Source organism: Acidobacteriota bacterium (assembly GCA_016196035.1).
Classification (GTDB): domain Bacteria; phylum Acidobacteriota; class Blastocatellia; order RBC074; family RBC074; genus JACPYM01.
Genome location: JACPYM010000076.1, coordinates 1 through 22776 on the forward strand (window position 1 = coordinate 1; position 22776 = coordinate 22776).

At 57.7% G+C, this 22776-nt stretch carries 20 protein-coding genes; 1 reads left to right on the plus strand and 19 read right to left on the minus strand.

All coding sequences use genetic code 11. The annotated features are described in order from the left end of the window. From HY011_22975 to HY011_23065, 19 genes are all read right to left on the minus strand, one after another. Positions 1-638: hypothetical protein (locus HY011_22975; protein MBI3425801.1), on the minus strand; the 638-nt coding region annotated here is incomplete at its 3' end. A gap of 107 nt (positions 639-745) precedes the next feature. Continuing rightward, positions 746-1900 carry a hypothetical protein gene (locus HY011_22980; GenBank protein ID MBI3425802.1) on the minus strand — a complete coding sequence of 385 codons (1155 nt, stop codon included), beginning with the start codon at positions 1898-1900 and terminating at the stop codon, positions 746-748. A 691-nt stretch (positions 1901-2591) separates the two neighbouring features. Continuing rightward, on the minus strand, positions 2592-3389 hold the full coding sequence (locus tag HY011_22985; protein MBI3425803.1) for a DUF4097 family beta strand repeat protein: 798 nt from the start codon (positions 3387-3389) through the stop codon (positions 2592-2594). A gap of 1116 nt (positions 3390-4505) precedes the next feature. Further along, a complete protein-coding gene (locus HY011_22990) occupies positions 4506-4892 on the minus strand; it encodes a response regulator transcription factor (GenBank protein ID MBI3425804.1) in 387 nt (128 codons plus the stop codon). Between the two features lie 308 nt (positions 4893-5200). Further along, positions 5201-5851, minus strand: a complete 651-nt coding sequence (locus HY011_22995; GenBank protein MBI3425805.1) for an SGNH/GDSL hydrolase family protein — start codon at positions 5849-5851, stop codon at positions 5201-5203. A gap of 73 nt (positions 5852-5924) precedes the next feature. Next, positions 5925-6350: a YciI family protein gene (locus tag HY011_23000; protein ID MBI3425806.1), complete on the minus strand. Its 426-nt coding sequence runs from the start codon at positions 6348-6350 to the stop codon at positions 5925-5927. A 137-nt stretch (positions 6351-6487) separates the two neighbouring features. Beyond that, the gene (locus HY011_23005) at positions 6488-8002 is read right to left on the minus strand and encodes a DUF1593 domain-containing protein (GenBank protein ID MBI3425807.1); all 1515 of its coding nucleotides are present in this window, start codon (positions 8000-8002) and stop codon (positions 6488-6490) included. Between the two features lie 46 nt (positions 8003-8048). Then, positions 8049-8318: a DUF2277 domain-containing protein gene (locus tag HY011_23010; GenBank protein ID MBI3425808.1), complete on the minus strand. Its 270-nt coding sequence runs from the start codon at positions 8316-8318 to the stop codon at positions 8049-8051. A gap of 18 nt (positions 8319-8336) precedes the next feature. Then, a complete protein-coding gene (locus HY011_23015) occupies positions 8337-9107 on the minus strand; it encodes an aspartate/glutamate racemase family protein (protein MBI3425809.1) in 771 nt (256 codons plus the stop codon). Between the two features lie 7 nt (positions 9108-9114). Next, positions 9115-10431 (minus strand): methyltransferase domain-containing protein, encoded by a 1317-nt coding sequence (locus HY011_23020; protein ID MBI3425810.1) that lies wholly within the window; start codon positions 10429-10431, stop codon positions 9115-9117. Positions 10432-10627: 196 nt separating this feature from the next. Continuing rightward, entirely contained in the window at positions 10628-13546 is a 2919-nt protein-coding gene (gene uvrA, locus HY011_23025) for an excinuclease ABC subunit UvrA (GenBank protein ID MBI3425811.1), read from the minus strand. Next, positions 13543-14733: a YcaQ family DNA glycosylase gene (locus HY011_23030; protein ID MBI3425812.1), complete on the minus strand. Its 1191-nt coding sequence runs from the start codon at positions 14731-14733 to the stop codon at positions 13543-13545. The genes uvrA and HY011_23030 overlap by 4 nt, the downstream gene beginning before the upstream one ends. A gap of 2 nt (positions 14734-14735) precedes the next feature. After that, a complete protein-coding gene (locus tag HY011_23035; GenBank protein MBI3425813.1) occupies positions 14736-15716 on the minus strand; it encodes an ankyrin repeat domain-containing protein in 981 nt (326 codons plus the stop codon). Positions 15717-15731: 15 nt separating this feature from the next. Then, complete coding sequence (locus tag HY011_23040) at positions 15732-17717, minus strand: hypothetical protein (protein MBI3425814.1); 1986 nt, start codon at positions 17715-17717, stop codon at positions 15732-15734. A 164-nt stretch (positions 17718-17881) separates the two neighbouring features. Further along, positions 17882-18805: a hypothetical protein gene (locus HY011_23045; protein ID MBI3425815.1), complete on the minus strand. Its 924-nt coding sequence runs from the start codon at positions 18803-18805 to the stop codon at positions 17882-17884. Between the two features lie 84 nt (positions 18806-18889). Then, entirely contained in the window at positions 18890-19468 is a 579-nt protein-coding gene (locus tag HY011_23050) for a peroxidase-related enzyme (GenBank protein ID MBI3425816.1), read from the minus strand. Position 19469: 1 nt separating this feature from the next. Further along, positions 19470-19976, minus strand: coding sequence for an N-acetyltransferase (locus HY011_23055; GenBank protein MBI3425817.1), 507 nt, complete (start codon positions 19974-19976; stop codon positions 19470-19472). Continuing rightward, a complete protein-coding gene (locus HY011_23060) occupies positions 19976-20881 on the minus strand; it encodes a PIG-L family deacetylase (protein MBI3425818.1) in 906 nt (301 codons plus the stop codon). Before HY011_23060 ends, HY011_23055 begins: the two co-directional genes overlap by 1 nt. A 98-nt stretch (positions 20882-20979) precedes the next feature. Continuing rightward, positions 20980-21744, minus strand: a complete 765-nt coding sequence (locus HY011_23065; protein MBI3425819.1) for a crotonase/enoyl-CoA hydratase family protein — start codon at positions 21742-21744, stop codon at positions 20980-20982. A gap of 160 nt (positions 21745-21904) precedes the next feature. Here HY011_23065 and HY011_23070 point away from each other — a divergent pair, with 160 nt between their 5' ends. Next, on the plus strand, positions 21905-22771 hold the full coding sequence (locus tag HY011_23070) for an MBL fold metallo-hydrolase (GenBank protein MBI3425820.1): 867 nt from the start codon (positions 21905-21907) through the stop codon (positions 22769-22771). Positions 22772-22776: the final 5 nt, after the last annotated feature.

Below are 22776 nucleotides of genomic sequence, written 5' to 3' on the forward strand. Positions count from 1 at the left end.
GGCGCGGGGGGTTGCGGATTGGAAGTCGGTTTCGCTTCCGCTACTGCTGTGGCTGTGGGGTTGATTTCAGCGGGCGTTGAGTTGGACTGCCGCGCCATGTCTGTTTCAGTCAGACGTCGCTGCCACCACCAGCCACCCAGGCCGCCCAGCAACAGTAACATGCCGAAAGCGAAGGCTGGCGCTCCCAGGCGCTCAAACACCAGCTTCGGCCAAAGCATGCGAAAATGTTTCCACCAGGCGACGGGCCTAGCCGGGCGGCTGGCTGGCAATTCGTTGGCCAACGCGTGTTGAAGCGCGGTCAGTTCCTGCATTTCCTGCGCACAAAACTCACAGACGGCCAAGTGATTGTCGGCGATTTCGCGCTCAACGCTTTCCAGGTTGTTCGCCACATATCCGGCCAGCCGCTCGTAATCCAAGTGCGCGGGCTGCCATTCATGCGTGTCTGGCGCATTCGTGTTTAACTCATTCGTGCCCGGCAATGACAGTGCTTGGTTATGCAACTTGGTCACCGCTTCCTGGCAGGCCGCGCACTCCGCCAAATGTGCAAACAACTGCGCTAGCGGGCGAGGCGCGTTGCCTAGCGCCAGCTTGCGCGAAATTAGATAGACTTGCTCTTGTGGTGATAAATGCGCGGACATCTAATTTTGTTGGCGACCGTTACTGTCCTGTTTACTGTGCGTCTTTTGGCAACGAATGAAGATGGGCAGGACGGCACGATATTGTGCGCCCGCGTTTTTACTCGGTTTCAGAACTTCAAATCGTTGAACTTGCGCCACAAGCGTTCGCGCGCGGAACGCCGCAAATTAATCACTTGCTGCCGCGTCAGCCCCAGCCGTGTGGCAATCGTCAAATCATCCAGCGGCAGGTGCGGCCACAAGGCCGCCAATTCCGCTTCCTCCAAGGCCAACGCGGCGGCCAGTTCCGCGAAGGTGGCCACCCCGGTGAACACCAGCAGGTCAGTCGCACTGCCGCCGCCCTCGTCACGCAGGTTGAGTAACAGCGCGGCACAATGACGCGGCGACATCTGGCGAATTTCCGCCCACAGCCGCTGCAAATAATGGCGCTGGGTCAGCGTCTCGGCCAGCGTCACAGCCAGGTCGGGGCTGGCCTCGGCCAACTCTTGCATCCAAGCCGCAGAGTCGCGCTCGGCCTCTCTGTTTGGCAGACCATTGAGCGGCGTTTGGTCTTTAACGCCGCAAAGAATCGCCATCACGCTGACCAATTCATCCAATTCAATTGGCTGACCAATGTGCGAGAGGACGGTTTGCGTAATGTTGCTCAGACCGGCGGCATCGCGCGTTAAGGTCAATTGCTGAGTTGCCGCAAACGCCTGTGGATCATCCAGGAGCGCGGCCAATTTGGATTGACTGCGGGTAGCCGCAGGCACTTTTTGGGCTTGCCAGGGAGCCAAACCAGCCAGCCACTGCCCGCGCGCACTTTGCCAAAGGGCAAATTCGGGCTTTTGGCTGAGCAAAAACCGCAGTTTGTTTTTCAGGCTATAGCGTTTGGGGTACTTGCGCCGCAGGTATTCATAACAAGCGCGGTAGGCCGTGACCGCGACATAACTGCGTAAATTCCGAATCCCCTTTTTGGCTGGAGCAGCGCGCATTTCGCCCAGCCGCGTCAAGAGATGGACACGTATTTCGCTGCAAACATCTTCGCTCTCATTCGCCTGTGTGGAAGACGAAACCCGCCCCAACGCGTCGAAAAAAACGCGGAACTGATAGCCGACAATCTCGCGAATCAGCGGCTCTACCTGTTCGTGCAACAGCCGCTCAAGAATGGCCGTTGCTTGTGGTTCGCTCGCGGCCTCGAGCCACTGCCGAAGTTCACTGTCAATGACCTGCGCATTCTCCGTCATCTGCGCATGCTCCAAACTCGCGCCTGTTTTTCCTCCCATCAAACTCTTCGCCTTATCACGCCTCTCTACTGCTGTTGCCTCCCGCCGTTGGAAAGCGCCGTATGCTCGCCTCACGCTTGCGAAACACCTCCAAGATAATCCAAGTGTGTGGATTGCGGGGGAAGAATATTTTTTCAGGTCGCGCCAATATCCGCGGCCGTTGCGCTCATCCTGCTGCCAGTCACGTATTTTTTCCAAGCAGCAATATCAAGCAACTCCACGCATCTTTATAGCTCGGATTACGCGCTCCCCACCAGCGCTCGCGGCTGAGTGTAGCCCCCATCACCACCACAACCATGCCGCCAGACCCAGTTTGCGGCGCACCCGCGCGAACGTGAGGATGCTTATCCGCATTCCCCACCTTGCGCCTGCGCGCTGCGCCGCAATAGAACGCTGTCGCGCAACCAGCCGGAGGATCACTCCTGTCAGGGACAGCGCATCCGCAGCAGGGCACCGTTCCCCGCGCCCGCTGCCGGTTTAGTTCAATGGCTCTTGCTGGCCAGCGATTAGCCAATCTGGAACAGCCAACCTGGAACAGCCAACCCATTTTTGCCCCCTGCAAACAAAACGGACAGGAGTGGAACGAATGCCGGGCCTGGGCAAGCGAAGCGGCCCCACACATTCGTCCAATCCTGTCCGTGATTTGTTCTGCGCAATAGGTTGGCTTTGGCGCGCCGGAGCTACAGCTTGGTTACATCTTCAACAAGCTGAGATTGCCGGAAATCGAAGACATCTTGACGTGCCGTGAACCGTTGCCAAGGCGTCCCCGCGCGCTGCGGCCCGGGCCATATTCTTTCTTTTCGATCTGAATCGGGAAGTCGCTACGCAAATCGCCGCTCAGGGCCGACATCTCGACATCCGCATCCAGATTACCCGGCACGCGCACGGTCACATTGCCACTGACCGAACCGAAATCCATATTGCCCGCGCTTTCCAGCCGCACAATTTCGACCTGCACGTTGCCGCTGGTAGATTTGGCGTTGACCGTGCCGGCGACTTCGCCGACTTCGACATTGCCGCTGACTGAATTGGCGGTGACATTGCCCACCGCGCCTTTGATGACGACGCTGCCGCTGACTGATTTGGCGCGCAGTTCGCCCGTGACATTCGAGACTTCGACATCGCCGCTGACGCTGCTGAAACTGTCGAACCGATAGTTGATGCGGCGCGGCACCTTCACTTCAAAGTTCACGCTGACGTGGCAATTGCAACGTTCGGGATAACGGTCACGCACTTCGACGCGGTTGCTGGTGCTGTTGTCCTCGATGGTGACGAGGTCACGGTCGCGGCCTTTTTTGGTGGCGGTGACGACGATCACTTCACCGTCATAGCCCAGCACCGTGACGTTGCCGGAAACCGCGCGGATATTGACCACGCCTTCCGGCCCGAGTTGATAGGTCTGTTGAAAGTCCTGCGCGCTGGCGGCCAGTGTGAGTGCGGCGAGCCAGAAGGCGGCGAGCGCAACGAAACGCAAAGGGGTAAATTTCATAAACAAATTCCTTTCCATCCTGGTTAAAGCCAGGGTCAAAGTCTTGGTCAAAGTTGATCGTGTTTGCTGCTTGCGTCGGGTAAGTGTGTGACGGGCAGGAAAGGTTTCAAGGGCAGGCTGAAAATTACTGACGCGGCTAGAAAGCACTCAACGTGTGCGGGTAAGGTCACAGCAGCGGTGACGGGCGTTGCAGGGCGTTGGGTTTCAACTCAGGCGCAAGAGGCATCCCTTATCCAGCCCAGCATAACTGTCCTCCAAGCGTAGCCACGCGTGACAGCTACACCGGGCCAGAAAGGGCACGGCTTAAGTAGGCAGGGCGAACCCGCGAAGCTCGCAACGACCACAGCCAAGATGCATTGCCACGCGGTTTCCCCAATGCACTGACTGTTATTCCCAAAGCCGCACCCACCCAAAAAATTTGCCAGGATTTTTAACGTTGCATGAAGTGGAACCGGTTGCGGCAAAAAAATGTGGTGGGGCTCACCCCACATTGAGCCCCACCCTCTGCCGAAGCGGGCCAAATCCCCAGTGAACCCGCTCCAGTGCAGAGACAATTAAAACTATTGCCACCGCAGGTTAAACGCCAGCGTCAACGCTGTTCCCATCCATCACCCTGGCCTTCTTCCCACAGTGAAACAATCGTGTTGACAGGTATAAGGTACGGGCTGATGCGTTCAGCGTCTATACGTAGACTTACCTGATTTCAACCCGTTTACGCCCGTTCAAAGAACGGCGGCTGACTGTGAATGAAATCTTGTTGTAAATATTTCGGTGCTGGTAAAAGGAGGCTGCGCGGCGTCTTTTCAGCAGGCAAGGATGCCTGCGCTCCCAGGGGGCAGCCCCGAATTTTTTACAGGGAGAATAAAATTGACGGCCAGGCAGACTGGCCCGCCGGTTTCGCAGCCAAACAAGGCTGACGAACAGCGCTGTCCGGCGTAACAACGAGCGGAAACCGAGGGGCCAGTCAAGGAGCCTGAACCGTCTGGGGGAGTAAGCCAAAAATGCGGCCTTAAAACAGGGCGCGTTTCTCTTTCCGCGCCTCGGCAGGCAACAGGCTGGTTAAACGCTCCCGCCTGCCAAAGAGAAACGCGCCCTGTTTTAAGGCCGGACAAAAGTTCAATGTCCACTGCGTTGGCGCACGCGTTCAATGGCTGGCCAAAGTTCGGCGAACATATTCGCCTTGTCCACAAACTCATCCGCGCCCGCCGCCAAGGTCACGCCGCGAAAAGCGCTGGCTTCGAGCAAGGTCAAGGCAATGATGTTGGTTTGGGGTAACAGGGCGCGCAATTGCGGAATCAACCGCAAGCCATCCAGGTCGCGCATATGCAAATCCACCAGGATCACATCCGGCTGCAAAGTTTCGGCTTGCGCCAAACCATCCAAACCGCCCACAGCCGTCCCCGCCACCACCAAGCCCGGCAATGTTCTTAAAAATTTGTCCGCCACGCGGCGAAAGGTTGGATTGTCGTCTACCAATAACACCGAGACGCTCGCTTTAGCCATAAACCACCGCCTGAATAGGTTGGCACAAATGCCAAGGGGAGTTCACCGTTTGGCGAACTCCCCTCAGACTTGGGTTACAAGAGCGCTCCCCAACGCTCTTCTCCCGTTGAACAGCAGTGCCGGTCGTCCCCTACCTGCACTCCTGCTGAAGCCGTTCAGCAAAGCAGTCGGCAAAGTCGGCTTCAACTCTGCGCGTCTGTTTGTTTGGTGTTCGCACTGCCAAACACGGCGCATCATAGGGATTCAGCACAAGCTTGCCTATACGTAGAAATACTGGTTTTCTTGCGAAAATGGCGTGGGCTGCGCGTTTACTGTTTAACCGCCGCCCAGGCTGTTGCTTGCAGCAGTTCAATCTCGGCGGGCGTCAAGCCTTTCAATTCGCTGGCAATGCCCACGGGCGCTTGACTGAACAGTATGGCGAAGAAAACGCAGGCGGCGAGATATGAACCCGCCAGTGTGGGATGGCTTTGATCTTTGTCGTGCAAGACAGGTTGCGCCTGGTCGCGGAGGAAGCTTTGCCATGCCGTGCCAACCGGGATGATGGTGGCTCTCAGTTCCTCACCAATGGTTGTGTAAGCAGCAGTGATTGCCGCTTGCATCCCCGGCGCGTTCTGCCGCGCCCACGTTAAATACAGCGCGGTTTTAGCGCCGGAGTCTTTGATCACTTGATCAAAGAGCCGGATGTTCTCGTGCATACGGCTCGGATTTTTGACGGGCAAGGTGCTTTGCTCCTGCAAGACGACGTAATCGTAACGCGCTTGCTGAATTTCGTTTTGCGCCGCGCCCTTGTTCCAATGCATGCGCAACGAAGCGCCGCCTGCCTGAATCAACCGGTGTTCAAACTGCTGGCCGCGCGCGGCGGCCAACTGTGCAATCAACCCAGGCACATCATTGCGCCCCGTAAAGCTGTTGCCGATAAATAAAGCCTTGACCGGTTTCGTCTGTGAATGTTTCGCCATCGTCTTTTCCATGCGCGGCGCGAACCAACGGCGGCGCGTATAAAAACCACGCACCGCCGTGCGCTGTCGTTGATTACTGCTTCGCTTCGAGCCGCGCGCGCAACTGCGCCTCTTGCTCACGAAGTTCGGGCGTGAATTCATCGCCAAAATCCGCCGCATCAAAAATCTGGCGAATCTCGACTTCGCCATCTTCGTTGTCCGGGTTGGGAATGCGTTTGGCCCATTCAATCGCTTCGTCCAGCGACTTCGTCTGCCAAATCCAGAATCCGCAGATCAGCTCCCGCGTCTCGATGAAAGGGCCATCCGTCACGAGATATTTTCCGCTCGCGCATTTCACCCGCGCGCCTTTCGAGCTTGGATGCAAACCTTCGCCCGCCAGCATCACGCCCGCCTTCACCAACGCTTCGTTAAACTGGCCCATCTCGGTGAGCAGTTGCTGACTCGGCATCACGCCCGCCTCGGTTTTTTCATTCGCTTTGATCAAAACTACAAATTTCATCGTGTTCTCCTTCTGCTTTTTTTAGTTGGAACGAGACCGCCAAGCAAAACGCCTTTGGCTTTCCCTCGTTCTGCCAGTGTGTCGAATGGCGTAGCGAGAATTCGACAGACCGGCTGATTATTTTTTTGGGAACGCACTTATTTTGCAGCGCGCACATTCAAGATCACGCGCCGGTAAGAAGTCAGCGCAGGCGCGCCGTTATCTGTGACCGTTAGGATGATATGCGCGACGCCCGTCGGGCACGACCGGTTCATCGGCAACCACATTGGCCGGCACGTGGTGGTCGCCGTCACTGTGGCCTTGGCCGTATTACCTTGCGCAATGGTCACGCCCGCCAGAGCAGTCACACGTGACACAAAGCCTGCCTCTTCGTAATGGAACCATTGGTAGCCGAGTTTGTTGCCATCCGGGTCACGCGTGGCGCTGGCATCCAGCGTAATGGGCTGGCCGACAGTCGCGTCAATCGTGAGGGGCGCAGTGCCATCATTGCCATTCACAACGACGGCCGGGTTATGGTTAGCTGCGGCAAACGGTTTGATCGTCCAATCCATCCGCGCCGTAAAGTCGTGCTGAAACGCTTTGCGCCAACGCCAGATCGTCGCTTGATCTGAGATATAAGTCTTGCCGTCAATGCCCACGACGCTATCCGCCGAACTGACACGCCCGAACATGTCGCCGCCCTGTGTCCAGATCGGATGCGTCTCGCCGTAAGGTTGCCGCCAGACATAACGCCCGCCCCATCCGCCCCAACTCGGATTGCGATAGCTGTTGAGGCCATTGTTCGTCAGGCCGAGAAACGCCGGTGTATCGCCTTCCATAATGAAAGCATATTTCGGATACCACTTGCCCAAAGGCCCCTTGCCGCGAATGTTGGCATCAAGCCATTCGTTGGTGACGACGTTAGTGTCCGCGCCCGCGCCGTTGCGGTAATACTCATCGCCGCTGATGCCCGTCCACGTCGCATAAAGATATTCGCCGCTATCGGGGCTGCTCGGTTTAACGATGTAATGCAGGCTGGGAAATTCACGTCGAATCCACGGCCCAGCGTCATCTTGATCGGAGATCGAATAAACCCTGAGCTTGGCGACGAACTTGTCTACATCAGCCGCCGTTCGCGTCGCGCGCACGTGCTGCAACGCCTGCGCCAGCGTATTCGCCCCGCCCCACACCGTGACCCACAACGGGCGCGCATCAGCTTTGTCCGCCACGCGAATGATCGCCTCAGCGCCCGGCGTCATTTTGTCCGCGCCCGCTGCGGCCATGCCATACGCCGTTTGCCCGGCTGAAACCAACGCATCGAGTTGCGCCGCCTCCGGCCAGCCCGGCGCGTGTTTGAGCAGGTTGGCGCGCACTTCGCCGTAGGCCACGATGATCTGGCGCATCGTCTCGGGCTGGACTTTGGTTTTCTGCCACGTCGAAGTCGTCGCGATCAACGCTTCCAAATCCATCTCGTTGGAATAAAGCAGCAAGCGCACGAACGACATTTGATCGTCCGGTTCGTTGCCCATATCGCTGAGCACGATGACGCGCGGTTTGCCGGTGAAATCGTCTACGTGATCGGGCGGCAATGCTTGCGCGGCAACGCGTTCGGCACTGATGAACCCAAAACCCAGGGTGAGCGCCAGGAGCAGTTGGCGCATCTTTCTGTTCATAAAGTTTCTCCCGAAGTTGGTCACAATTGCTGATGGATTCCAACGCTCAGCCAGCAAAACGCTGGGCTGAGCGGGCGCGCGCTTTGGCCGCTTCCTCTGCGCGATTTCTGGGCGGCGTGTTCGTTTCCAGCGAATGTAAGAGCTTGCTCGCCACTACGGCAACTTCGTCAACCGCCGCGGCGAAGGCGGCTTCGTTGGCTTTCGAAGGTTTGGTAAAGCCGCTCAGTTTGCGCACAAATTGCAACGAAGCCGCGCGGATTTCCTCATCGGTAACTGGCGGCTCGAAATTAAAAAGCGTTTTGATGTTTCTACACATAAGCGTTACTGCGGTTTGTTACTTCGACACGGTTTTGATTGTGATGCGGGCGACAGTCGCAATCTTATACCTAAAGGCGCGCCATGCCGCTTGTTTCATCTGCCCGGCGTCGCCCGTGGTAAGAAAAACATCCGCGCCACTCTTTGGCAATTGCCAGCCTTTAAGTTGATCCACCAACGCGCTGGCGGGATTGATAAAGACGGTCTTTGCCGACACGAATTCGCGCAACACCGGCGTGATCGCGGGGTAATGCGTGCAAGCCAGCAACAGGTGCGAGCAGTTTCTGATGGGAGCCAGGATACGGCGGCATTGCGCGCGCAATTCAGCCGAAGACACAGCGCCGCTTTCGATCAGCCCGGACAGTGGTTGTGCGATGCGTTGAGTCACTTCAATGCCCTGCGCTGCAAATGCTGTTCGATACACGCCGGACAACACCGTGCGCCTGCCACCGATCAACGCGAGCCGTGCGGGTTGCAGTCGCGCAGTCATTCGCACTGCGCTTTCGATCACGCCCTCTATCGGGAAATCGGTGACCTTCAGCAAAGGAAGCGCCGTGCTCGCCGCGTTGCAACCGATGACCAGATGCGTCGCGCCTTGCGTTTGTAAAAACGCGCTGACGCTGTGCAACCGTTCGACTAATGCGCCGCGCGACATCTTGCCGTAAGGCGTGACGCCCGTGTCGGACAGGTACAGCACTGGGACGTCGCCGAGTCGCGCTTTGATCTGTTGCAGCACGCTAATGCCGCCGATGCCCCAATCCAGCATCGCCAAACGAGGTTTGTTCTGCATAGCGCTTTTACGGGTAAGTCAGTTTGACCTCGACGCCGCGTTCGACCGGGCCGGAGTCAAAGGCCACGATGCGCGCATTCCAACCGAGGTTGAGAATTTCCATGCGCTGCCCGGGAAAGCGGCTTTCGAGATACCATTTCATCTCGTGCTCGGAACGAATCGGGTTGTATTCCAGCATCTTCTTCCACGCCGGGTGCGTCACCAGTTTTTGCAGGTTCGCCTTGAAAGTCGCATTGCTTTGCTGCCTGAGCAGCGTGCGCAATTTGTCAGCCAGGAAGTGCGGATATTCCGACAGCTTCACCGGCACCGTCACCATATCCACGATCAGCAATTTGCCGCCGGGTTTCACCACCCGTTTGATTTCACCCAGCAGCGGGTCCCAATCCAGATAACGAAACGACATCAACGAAATCACCACATCGAAACTGTCGTCCGCAAACGGCAAGGCTGGCGTGTTGATCGTGGTAAAGCTGAGATTCTTGTGCGCTGCCGCTCTGGCCTGGGCGCGCTCGATCATCCCGGCGGATTCGTCTACGCCCACGCCCTGCTTGATCCTGCCGCTCAACGCCGACAATAGCGCGCCGTTACCGCAACCGATGTCGAGCACTGTCAAATCATTCGCGGACAGCAAATGCCGATTCAGCCATTGCCATTCATCCTGCCGCACCTTGATGTCCGCAAACGCCGCGTCATACAACACCGCCACTTGGTTATAAGTCGGATCGCCCGCAGGCGCTTCAGGCGCAAAGCGCTTCAACTCTTCGGCGGGCATCAACCCGGCGAACTTCAGCACCGAGGCGCCCAAGCCATGCGACTTGCGGCCCTTGCAGCCAATCGTATACAGCGTGTCTGTCGTCGTGTCCGCCCCGGCGTATTGATAGCGCGTCTTGCTGCGCGAAAAGGTTGTGTACCAAAAGAACCCGAACGCCTGCACCTTGAACGTGCGCGCAAAAAACGGCGCAAACCAACGCGCCGAACGGCAGCAATGAAAATGCGCCGCAGCCCCATCGGCAAAGGGGAGTTCCAGCGTCTCCCATTCGTATGGGCTGAACTGTTCGGGAAACGCCACCGTCCCAAACATCGGCCCGTACATCCCGGAATGCCCAACGAAATGAAACTCCCGGATGCACTGACCCGCCGCTTTGATTTCAGCAAACTGCCGCAACACGTCGCGCTTGCTTTCGACCGCACAACAGCGGATTTCGCCCGCGAAGCCACTCATCCGTTTCTCGCGCGCCAGTGTCCTGGCGACGATAGGAAACTGCTGCCCGCCTTTGCGGTACAGCGTGGTGTAGATAATGAGGATGACTTGATTCGTTGACATGGCTGCGATTGTGTAGCCTAGAGCGGTTTGCAGTTACGTTTACGGGAGTCAGTTGACATATTGGGGCAGTACCGCGCGCGTGAACAAGCGGCGCGTCAAGCTTGCCCCCTTAGCTGAATTGCCAAAGCACCGCTTGCTCACGCGCGCGGTACTGCCCCGCTGCGCGGGTTTCCCGTACACCGTAGTGAAAACCGATCTAAGCTCGCAAATGTCCTTTGAGAAAGCGCCCTGTGTGCGACCGCTTGCACGCCGCCACCTCTTCCGGCGTCCCCGTCACCACCACTGCGCCGCCCGCGTGTCCGCCTTCCGGCCCCAGATCAATTACGTGGTCAGCGGTCTTGATCACATCCAGGTGATGTTCAATCAACAGCACCGAATGCCCGGCGTTGACCAACCGATTCAACGATTCGAGCAGCTTTTCAATATCAGCCAAGTGCAAGCCCGTCGTCGGTTCATCCAGAATATACAGCGTATGTTTCGCGCGTTGCAGTTTGCTCAGTTCCGTCGCGATTTTGATGCGTTGGGCCTCGCCGCCTGAGAGCGTCGTCGCTGATTGCCCCAGCGTGAGATAGCCCAAGCCTAAATCATTCAGCACTTCGACTTTTTTGCCGATGGTGGGTTCGCTGGCAAAGAAAGTCACGCCTTCTTCGACGGACATATTCAGCACGTCGTCAATCGTCTTGCCGCGCAGCGTGACTTCGAGCGTCTCGGCGTTGAAGCGCGCGCCTTTGCACGCGCCGCACGTGACTTCGACATCGGGCATGAAATAAAGCTGCGTGGTGATGGAGCCTTCGCCCTGGCACTCTTCGCAACGCCCGCCTTTGACGTTGAAGCTAAACCGCCCCGGCTTGTATTCACGTTCGACGGCGAGCGGCGCGCGCGTGAACAGGTCACGAATCGTGTCGTAAAAACCGATGTACGTCGCCGGGTTCGAGCGGCTGCTGCGGCCAATCGGCGATTGGTCAATGTTGACGACTTTGTGGACGTGTTCGAGGCCTTCTACGCCAGCGTGCGCGCCGGGCAACGTGCGCGTGTCTTCGAGGTTTTTCCAAAGGGCTTTGAACAGGATTTCGTTGATGAGCGTGCTCTTGCCCGAACCCGACGCGCCCGTGACGGCGATGAGTTGGCCGAGCGGGATGGTTACGTCAATGCTTTTCAGATTGTTTTCGCGCGCGCCGCGAATCGTGAGCGTCTTACCGTTGCCTTTGCGCCGCTCGGTGGGTGTCTCAATGCTACGACGCCCCGAAAGAAATTGCCCTGTCGGCGAAGCCTTGCAGGCGAGCACATCTTTGAGCGTGCCTTGCGCGACGACTTCGCCGCCGTGAATGCCCGCGCCGATGCCCATCTCGATGACGTGATCGGCGGCGCGAATGGTGTCTTCGTCGTGTTCGACGACGATGACCGTGTTGCCGATGTCGCGCAGCCGTTCGAGCGTGGCGATCATCTTCACGTTGTCTTTCGGATGCAGCCCGATGCTCGGTTCATCCAGCACATAAAGCATCCCCATCAGCCCCGAACCGATTTGCGTAGACAAGCGAATGCGCTGCGATTCGCCACCCGACAGCGTGCCCGAACGCCGGTTGAAGTTCAGATAATCCAGCCCGATGCCCAGCAGCAATTCGACGCGCCCGCGAATTTCATTGAGCACTTGACGGCCGGCGTCCGCGCCGCGTCCGGCGGGTTTGAGCGTGCCGAGGAAGGCGTGCAATTCGTCGAAATTCATCTGGCCGAATTCGTACAGGCTCTTGTCCGCGATGGTGAACAGCAGCCGCGTGGCGCGAAGGCGCGCGCCGTTGCAGTCGGGGCAGGTGTGTTCGACCATCACTTTGTCGAGCCAGGCCTCCATGCCAGAACTCGCTTCGCCGCGCTGGCGGTAACGGCGGTAATGACGTTCGATGCGACGTGCGATGCCGTGAAAGCCTATCTCCCGGCCTTCCCAATCGGCGCGTTTGTCTTTCTCTTTCGCATCGGGCGGCGTCATTACTTTGAACTTCGTCTCGACGCCGTAAAGGATCGCGTTGTGCGCCTTGTCCGGCAACGCCGCCCACGGCGTATCAAGCGAAAACTTCAACGCCTGTGACAAGCTGTAGATCAATCGTCCGTCCCAGGTGTCCGGCTTGTAATTGAACGCTTCGCGCACAAAGCAGCCGCCGCGAATCGAACGGCGCGGATCAGGAATCAGCAATTCCGGGTGCGTCAGTTTGTAAACCCCCAGCCCGCCGCACGTCCGGCACGCGCTTTCGGGGTTATTGAACATGAAATAGTCCGGCTGGATGTCGCCGTAAACGAAATGATGTTTGGCGCTGGTCGTCGCGCGATAAAACTTTTCGGCTTCGGCCTTGCTTGCGCCTTTCAGGATATGAACCTGCATCAGCCCATCGCCTACCAGCAACGTAGCCGCGATGCCCGCCTTGAGGGCTTTTTCGTGTTTGCGGTTGACGACGAAACGATCCACCACGGCCTCCATCTCTTTGACCGCCGCTTCGTCAAGTTCGATTTGTTCGGAGATATCGAGGGGCTGGCCATCCACGATCAACCGGCGGCAGCCTTTCTTGCGCAACTCAGTGAAGACGAAATCCAGTTCTTCGCCATAAACCTTAAACACCGGCGCGCGCAATTCGATCTCGGCGCCTGCGGGCAAGGAAAGAATGGCTTCGAGAATCTGGTTGGCCGAACGGCTCGGCGTCGGCTCGCCCGTGCGTGGGCAATGCGGTTCGGCAATCGTGGCAAAGAGCAAATTCAAATAGCTCGCAATATCGGTCATCGTACCGACGGTTGAACGCGGATTGTTGGCGAGCGTTTTCTGTTCAATCGAAATGACGGGCGAGAGGCCGAAGATGAAATCTACGTCAGGCTTGGAAACTTGGGCGATGAACCGTTTGGCGAAGCTCGACAGCGATTCCATATAGCGCCGCTGCCCTTCGGCATAAATCGTATCGAAAGCCAACGAGGACTTACCAGAGCCGCTTAAGCCGGTCACGACGATCAACTGATCACGCGGGATTTCGAGCGTGATGTTCTTGAGGTTGTGGACGCGCGCGCCTTGTATAGCAATGGTGGTGCGGGCGGTGCCACGCGGGGTGCTGTTGCTTGAGTTGGTTTGTTGCTTTTTCATTGCCATTCCACTTGTGACGCGCCGATCAGGTGCGCCAGTCGCGCCAATGCTGCGTCCAATTTCTTCCGGCGTGCTTTGGTTACTTTGAGCTGCGGTTCCCAAAACACCTGACGCACAGCCAGGGTGTCGTGTTCACGCTGAAATTTGGAATCAATACGCCCAACCAATTGCGCGCCTTCGAGCAGCGGCAACACGTAATAACCATATTGACGTTTCGGTGCGGGCACAAAAGCTTCAAAGCGGTAATCAAAGCCGAACAACCTTGTCACACGGGCGCGATCACGCATGACAGGGTCAAACGGCGAGAGCAAGCGCATGCGGTCGGGGGCGTCGGGTAAGTTGCGCAACCGCGCCTGCCAGTCGTGCAGCGCAAAGGCGGCGCGCGGTGGTTCGCCATGGCCGGATTCGATCAGCACCGCCACGATCTCGCCAGATTTTGCCGCTTGGGTGCACCATTGCCGTGCTTGGACAAGCGGGATGGCGTGCCAGAACTCGGCGATTTCTTTGGGTGTGGCGATTACCAATCGCTCGAACGACGTGCGGCAGGCCCATTCGAGATGCTCGGCTTCGGTTGGCGCGCCGAGCATGGTAACGGCGGGCAAGACGCGCTCGGTCAGGTCATAAACCTTCTGAAACTTGTCCCGCCGCGTCACCAGCAATTCGCCAGTAAACCAGAGATATTCGAGCGCCGTTTTTTGCGGTTTCCAGTCCCACCAGCCAGCGGCTTTTCCTTGGCGGTCATGCTCGAAATCCTGCGAACGCAACGGCCCTTCGCGCGCAATACGCTCGCGCACGTGCGCCAAGGTTCGTTCCGGTTGCTCACCCATGCGCGGCCCCCACCAGCGGTTTCGCAGCCGCGTTTCATAACGGGCAAAGCGCGGCTTCCAATGCACAAACCACGCCGTTGGAATCGCCGCTGCATCGTGCGTCCAATGCTCAAACAGATGCCGGTCTTGTTCGAGCAAGCGTGTGAAGTGTTCGTGCCGGTAGCCGTCCAACCGGCTGCCGAGCGTCAGATGATGCGCGCGCTCAATATAGTTAATCGAATCGAGTTGCACGAAGCCTATTTGCTCGATCAGTTTGGCGAGCGTCGTGTGCGTCGCTTTGCGTGCGGGATCGGCGAGCAAGCCCTGCGCGCCGAGAAACAAACGGCGCGCGGCTTCGGTGGAGATTAGTGGAGGCTTCATCTTTAACTCGCTCCGTGTTGTTGCAGCAAAGCTGCAATCTCGGCGTGCCCCTTCTTCCGCGCCCAAGCCAGCGGCATCGCCCACGTCGCACCCGCTTTGTTCACATCCGCGCCACGTTCCAACAAAAGGGTGACCATCTCTTGCTGGCCCCAGTGTGCGGCATAGCCCAGTGGTGTGGATCGGTTCTCCTCATCAATCGGATTAATGTCCGCGCCGTAGTCGAGCAGTAAGCCGGCCTTGCGAACTTCTCCCTTAAACGCCAAATCGTGCAGCAACGTGACGTGCCGCCAGTTCATGTGATTAGGATTCATGCCGTGTTCCAGCAGAAAGACCGCACTCTCGTATTTCTTGAAATAGTACTCCTTCGCCCATTTGGAGATGTCGGGAACGCGCGCGCCGTAGCGCATCAACAATTCAAGCATTTCGAAGGCTTCAGCTTTTGCGGGCATTGCCAATATGCCTTCGCCCCAAAACGTATCTTCATCCAGCGCGAGTTCAGGGCGATCCTTCAATAGGGCTTCGACCTCGGTGAGCCGGTTATGATCCACCGCTGCTTGGAAGCGCCGCACCGTTTCATCTTTGCCGCGCTCAATTTTCCCGATGTCTTCCCACGTGCGTAACAGTGTGGAGTCAGCGATACTCTGTTCCAGAAATGCCAAAATCTCGGCGTATTCTCGGTCAGCAGCAACTGTCACGAGCAGTTCCAGGAAAGGATGGGTTTTATAGTTCGGATCAATCCCGGCTTGCGCGATTAGGTAGCGGACAAGTTCAAGATGTCCTTCGCGTACCGCCAAGTGCAATGGTGAGGTGTAGTCATATTGGCAAGTGAGCAGCTCCGGGCAATGCTGCGCCAATTCTTTCACCCGCGCCAAATCGCCGTTCTGGCTGGCAACCAGCATATTCCAGACATCGGTGGTGGTCGAGACGATGCCGTTGTGAAGCTCCAGCGGGCGCGTTTTCTTCAGTTCATTGGGTTGAATCATCGTTTCCTCCTTCCTTTACCAATAATTTGCGCGAACAGTGGTTGGGAATACCCCCATTCCTGCGCGTGTGACATTGGGCGAGCCGCCAACCGTGATTTCTCGCAAGTGTGGCATGCTTGCCAAATAGGCCAAGCCCGCATTGCTGATCCCTCCGCACTCCCAAAACTCCAAGGTTTCGAGCGAATGCATTCGGCCCAACAATTCCAGACTGCGGTCGGTGATTTTGGTCTTGCCTGCGTAATACGTTTTAAGCTTGGACAAGCCCGTGAGGTGTTCGGTCGCCGCGTCGCCGGTGTCGTGGCAATACATGCACCAGAGGTTTTCCAGTTGTTCGCAACGGCCCACGTGGCGGAATCCAGCGTCAGTCACATCCATCGGCATCAGGCCACGCAACGCCGGAAAGCGCGGCAGCGTGGAGAGGGCTGCATCATCTACGTTCTTGCAACTCACCGCCAAGCCTTTGAGCGCGGGCATCTCTGCCAGCGCAGTGAAGCCACGTGAACCGAGGTTCGGGCATTCGCGTCCCCAGATGTATTCGATGGTTTGTGAACGGCTCAGTGCCGTAAAGCCGTCGTCGCTTGCCACTGTTCCCTGCCCCATCAACATGCGTAACTGTGGAATGGCGGCAATGTGGCGCATCGCTTCGTCACTGCAAAGCGCATCCTGGCAACCCAGAAAACCTAACTTGGGCAAATCCGCGAGCGGCTTGAGTCCGGCAGCAGTCAAAGCCGAGACATGCCAGAAAAAAGTCAGGCCGAATAAGCCATCAAGTCCGGCGATGCTGGCAAAACCTTTGTCGGTAAAAGGGCCGTCCAACAACAAATGATTCGGCTCGGCGTCGGGCGACATCAGTTCGTATTTCATCTGCCCGCCTTGCCAGGTTTTGAAGACGGGCAACTGATGAAGCAGCGGGATTCCGGCATCGGTGACCAAGCGTCCCGTCTTGAAACGGCGCAAATTACGCTTGCCCGTCAACACCCGGATTGCGCCATCACCCGTGTGTGTGCCTAGCAAATCCACACTTTCCAACTGATCACAAAAGGCCAAGTTGGCGACGCCCGCGTCCGAAATGCCGCTTTGCCAACACATCTGGAAGCGTCTGAGTTCAGGCAGATGACGCAAACATTCCAACCCACGATCCGTAATCTGCCCGCCGGGATATTCGCTCAAATCTATCTCTTGCAGTTGTGGCATGCGGGCCAAGTGACGCAACCCATCGTCGGTGATGCGTTTGGTGCCGCCAAAATTCAGGTTCGTCACAAAATCGAGTTGCGCCAACTGTGCCAGCGCGGCGTCCGTCAGCAATCCATTGGCGTTTAGACTGGTGAGCTGTTGCTCTTCCATCACGGCAAACAACGTGTCCCAATCCTGGCTGGACATTGTCGGCCCTGGCTCAATCGCGTGTCGCTCCCAGTCAATCTTATAAAACGGCGGCGTCGAACTTCGTCCGATGGGGGCAGCGCGTAAGTCGCTTGGCGGTTGGGCAAAGCTTTCCAAAAACCCAGCCCAATCTTCGAAGCCATGCTGTCGGGCCAGAATCAATTGCGCATCGGCCAAAGTAAATTCCCCATTCCATTCGGCCACGCCCAGCAGGGCGCGCATGCGTTGCTGCACCATTCCCTGAAAGCGCTCTATCGTCGCCTTGCCGGGCAGTTGCTCATCCAGACGTTGCTGGGCGGCGGCATCCCCGTGATAGGTCGCGACAATATCCTGTGCCAGCTTTTCATAGCGCGCCTGGTATTCGGTCGGATTGATGGTTTCAACGTGGCGTACCAACTTGGCCCAGCTCTCAAACCCATATTCACGCGCCAACACGAATTGCGCGTAAGCCAACGTCAGCAGGTTTGCGGTTGGGGTCGAAGCAGCCAAACGCGGGTTGCTGGCGCAAATGCGTTCCGTGGCGAGGGCATCAGCGCGGTAATCTTTTAGCAATTCTTTGGCTTGTTTGCGGAGTTGTTCGAGCGAAGGGTGCGCGGGCAGGCGCAAAGTGGAATCAGACATACGAATCTCCTTTCAGATGTGCCCGTGTCCGCACGCCGGGCTGAAAGAAGATCGAAGTTGTTTCGGTCAGATGTTTCAGGTGGGCTCGGCCCTCTCCGCGGACTAGAGGCGTCCTGCACGCGCGGCGCACCATAGCACCTCGACTCTTGTTGGGCAATACGTGGCTAAACAGAATCGTGATAAAAAAAAGCGAGTTCCTGTACCTCAACGTTGCTCTTTTTCGTCAGCTTGACGGGCAAGCCGGCCTTGCCGATTAGCCCTTGGTCGGCCAGATATTCGCAGGCCGTCGTGACGTGTTCGATGTTGTAGTTACGTTTGAAATGGTTTTCGATCTCAGTGCACGAACGCGCTTCGCCGACTTCGCGCAGGTGTTCGAGCACGAGCGCAAATAACGAGTCGGCGCGGGCGGCGACATAGGCGTCAATCACCGCGAGCGCAGCCTGCACATTCTTTTTGGTCTTCCTGGTGTTGAGCAAGTCGCCATAAATCGTTTTGAAAAAGGCCGGGTTCAATTTCAGCGCTTGCGGGATCACTTCGCGGTCGGCGAGCAGGCGCGCGCTGATGACCTCGATCTGGGCGAGCGGCGTGGCGGCGGCCAGAATCCACAGCGCGGTGTAATCCAAGTCGCCGCGCGTGATAAAGAATTTGTGCGCCTTGTAAAGGCACGCCAACACATGCGTCGCGGCCCGCAGCAATTGCACTTCGGCATCGCGCGCGCCGATTTCGCGCAGGCGTTCAAACAGCGTGGCAATCGTCGGGTCGTGCGTATACAACAAGCGCCCCTTCGCCAGGAACGAATGCATGAACGAATGCCCCAACGCGCCTTCGACCGTCTGGCGAAACTCGGTGCGCGAGATGAGCAAAGCGTGCACATTCACGCCGTCAGCATAGAGCGGCAAGCCGCCGCCTTCCGCCTTCTTATCGTCGAGCGTGATGAACACGAGGTCTACGTCCGATTTGGCCCAAACCGCGTCGTGCGACAGGCTGCCGCACAGGATCGCGGCGAGAATGGAACGGTCGGCTTTCACCTGCTCGACCAGGGGGGCGAGCGCGGCGTTGAATTGTTGCTGTATGGATAGGTCTTTCATGGGAATTGGCATGGGAAATTGGCATGGAAATTTGGCATGACGATGGCGGCGTTTATACCTGATCGTCAGCAGTAATCGCGCGCGTCACCTGACCAGCCCGTGATATTCCCGGTTCGGAATCATCCCCGTCGCCGCCGCCATGCGGTTCGTGAAGTTATACATCGCCGCGATCTCAACCACATCCCAAACCTCTGCCTGCGTCAGGCCAACGCTTTTCAAATGCTCAAGGTCGTCCTGCAAACAGTCGAGCGGCGACAGCGTCAGCTTGGTCGCATAATCGAGCACGGCTTCCATTTTGGGGCCGACACCGGCGCGTTTGTAATCCAGCGTGATGCGGTCAGCCTGAATCGGATCGCCGAGCGTCTGACGCAAGGCCGCGCCGTGGGCGACGAGGCAATAGAGGCAACCATTCGCCATCGAAACCGCCACCGCGATCATTTCGCGCTCAGCGGCGTTGAGGTTCGCGGACGGCACATGCAATTGCTTGTAATGTCCGAACCAGCCAATCAGCCGTTCGGGCCGATAGCTGTATACGCGAAAGACGTTGGGCACGAAGCCGAGCGTCTCTTTGGCCTTGCGGAACAGACCGCGCAAACTCTCGTGCACTTCATCTTCGGCAGGCACGGGGAACCAACTGATTTGCTCTGGATTCTCGATTGCCATCTCACACCTCGTTGAATTCGGGTTGATATTTGGCCAGGCCGCAACAGCCTGCCAAAGCGCCCGTCCGCAGTTCCATTGCCATGAACACTTCGTCGCGCACGTCGTATTCGCTGCGAAGTCCGAAGCGGCTGGCGGGTACGAATCCAAAACGCGGATAGTAGGCGGGATGCCCCAGCACAATCGCCGCGTCGTAGCCCGCAGCGCGACAGGCCGTCAGACCGGTTTCAGTCAGTTGTGAACCAATGCCACGTTTTTGCCAGGCCGGAGCCACCGCCAGCGGAGCCAAGCCGATGATGCGGATGGCTGGCGGATTGGTCTCAAGCGTCACCTCGCTGAACAGAATGTACCCGACGATTTGCCCATCGGATTCGGCCACTAGCGCAACGACGGCTTTGTCATTGGCGCGCAGGCTGTCCACCAAATCGGCTTCAGCAGCGCGGCCAAACGCAGCCTCTATGACCTGGCGAATGGCCGCGACATCTTCAGGTTGTTCGGGGCGAATGGTCATCAGTCGTAAAACGGAAAGAGTCTTTTGAGTTCCGCCTTGTCGGGCCGCCGCCCGTATTCGCAAATCTCGAACGCCTCGGCGTGTTGCACCTTGCCGCCGCGCGCCGCGCCGTACCATTCGTTAAGTTGCGCGCGGTATCTGTTGGCGATGCCCTTTTGACGATTGACCCAACCATCGCGCACGGTTTGCCAGCGTTGTTTAACGAATTGCGGGTCTTTGTTCAGCAGCGATTCATCGCCATTCGCGCCGCCCTCGTAAAACTGCGAAACCATGCCGAGCAGGCCGTCGAGTTTCTTTTCCATCACGCTGTCTATGTCAACCACTACGTCAGCCGTAAAGGGATTGGGTTTGTCGAAACGATCCCACGAATACAGAAAGACCGGATTTTTTGTCAGGTGCGGCGTGTCGGGGCAGAAATTCGGCACCGTGACCATATAAGCCGCGTCCTGCACCAAAACGCCAGTGTAGCGATGATCAGGGTGATAATCGTTGGGCCGATGGCTGATCACAATGTCGGCGTTCCAACCGCGAATGAGGCGCGTGATCTTCTTGCGATTTTCGAGCGTGACTTCGAGTTCGCCATCGTGGTTGTCGAGCAATTCGACGGTGTAACCCAGCAGCTTAGCGGCGCGTTCAACTTCGGCTTTGCGGCGGCGATACAGTTCGCCACCGCCTTCTTTGAAATGGCCGATGTCGCCGTTGGTGACGGCGACGAGTTTGACCGCGTGGCCTTTGGCCGCCCACAACGCCGCCGTGCCCGACGAACCAATCTCGGCGTCATCGGGATGCGCGCCAAAACTGATGATGCGCAACTTGCGCTCTTGCGCCGCCGTCGAGTGAGGCGGCGGCCAATTCAAACTGCCCAACACACACAGCAACAACGTAGCAATGATCGTGCGTTTCATCTTGCCTCCGAAGAAGTCGCCCACAAAGCCACACGAAAAACCACGAAAAGCAAAACCGTTCTCTGTGATCTTTCGTGTGGCTTGAGGGGGTAAAGTATTCAATCGTGAAAACTGCCGTGCCGCCCTGCCCCAGTGGCAAAGCGCGCCGCGCCTGCCTGCGCGCCCGCTGCGAGCGAGTCCAGGCCATGTTGGAACTCATTTGTCATGGCCTCATCCAAACGCAAATCGAACTGCTCATACGCCGACAGCCGGTCGTTGCGCAAACACGCCTGCGGCAAGCGCGCCAACTCTTGCGCTAAAGCAAGCGCCGCCACTCGTGCTTCACCCTTCGGCACAACGCGATTGACCAGGCCCATTTCCAAGGCTTCCTCCGCGCCCACCGGCCTGCCGGTCAAAATTAAATCGAGCGCGCGACTCAAGCCGATCAAGCGCGGCAGCCGCACCGTCCCACCATCAATCAGCGGCACACCCCAGCGGCGGCAAAACACGCCCAGCACGGCGTCCGCTTCGGCCACGCGCAAGTCGCACCAGAGTGCCAATTCCAAACCGCCCGCGACGGCATAACCGCTGATAGCCGCGATGACCGGTTTGCCGAGCAGCATGCGCGAAGGCCCCATCGGCCCGTCGCCTTCTGGTTCGACACGATTGCCCTGCCCGGCGGCGATAGCTTTCAAATCGGCACCGGCACAAAACGTGCCGTGGTCGCCATACAACACGCCGACGCTGGCGGTCTCGTCAGCGTCGAAAGCGCGAAACGCCTCGGCCAAAGCCTGCGCCGTCGCGCGGTCTACGGCATTGCGTGCCTGCGGGCGGCTCAGACTGATGATCGTGACGCTACCTTGCTGTTCGATTTGGATGGACATTGGCATTCTCCCCCCTCTTGTTCCAATTGTTTTAACAGATGCTAGCAAAAGCAGCCAAGCCTCTGCGGTCATTGTCCGAGAAAAACGGCGGCGGCGCTTGTGCCACTTCGCAACCGCGTCTATGATGCCGCGCACATAACCCCAATCAAGGAGAAATTACATGAAACGCATCGCGGTTTTGTTCGGCCTTTTGCTGACTGGTGCCATCTCGTTGCTGGCCACGCAACAACAACCTGCTCCGGCGGCGCTGGAGATACAAAAGGTCAAAGAGAACCTTTATATGATCAGCGGCGGCGGCGGCAACACGGCGGCGTACCTGGCTGAAAAGGGCGTGGTCGTGATTGACACCAAGTTGCCCAACAACGGCCCAGGCATTCTGGAAAAGATCAAATCCGTCACCTCCAAACCAGTGATGATGGTGATCAATACGCACACGCACGGCGATCACGTCGGCAGCAACAGTGCTTTCACCGGCGCGGTCGAATTCGTCGCGCAGGAAAACACCAAGGCGAATATGGAGAGGATGTCCGCCTTTCAAAGTGAGGAAGGCAAAAAATTCCTGCCCGGCAAGACCTTCAAAGACACGGTCAGCTTGTTGAGCGGGAAAGACCAGCTTGAGTTGCATTACTTCGGCCCCGGCCACACCAGCGGCGATGCGCTGGTCGTCTTTCCTTTGCTGAAAACAATGCACAGCGGCGACCTGTTTTCCGGCAAAGTCACACCGATTATGGACACCAGCAATGGCGGCAGTGGGCTGGAATATCCGAAGACGCTGGCGAAAGCCGCGGCGGGCATCAAAGGCGTTGAAACCGTCATCCCCGGCCATGCGCCGGTGATGACGTGGAATGATTTCAAAGAATACGGCGATTTCATGCGCGAACTGGTGGCCGCCATCAAGCAAGCCAATCAGGCCGGCAAAACCGTTGACCAGGCCGCCGCTGAAATCAAGCTGTCTGAGAAATACAAGGATTACGGCATGTCGCGGTTGAAGGCCAATGTGACTGCTGTTTACGGCGAACTGAAATAGCGCCG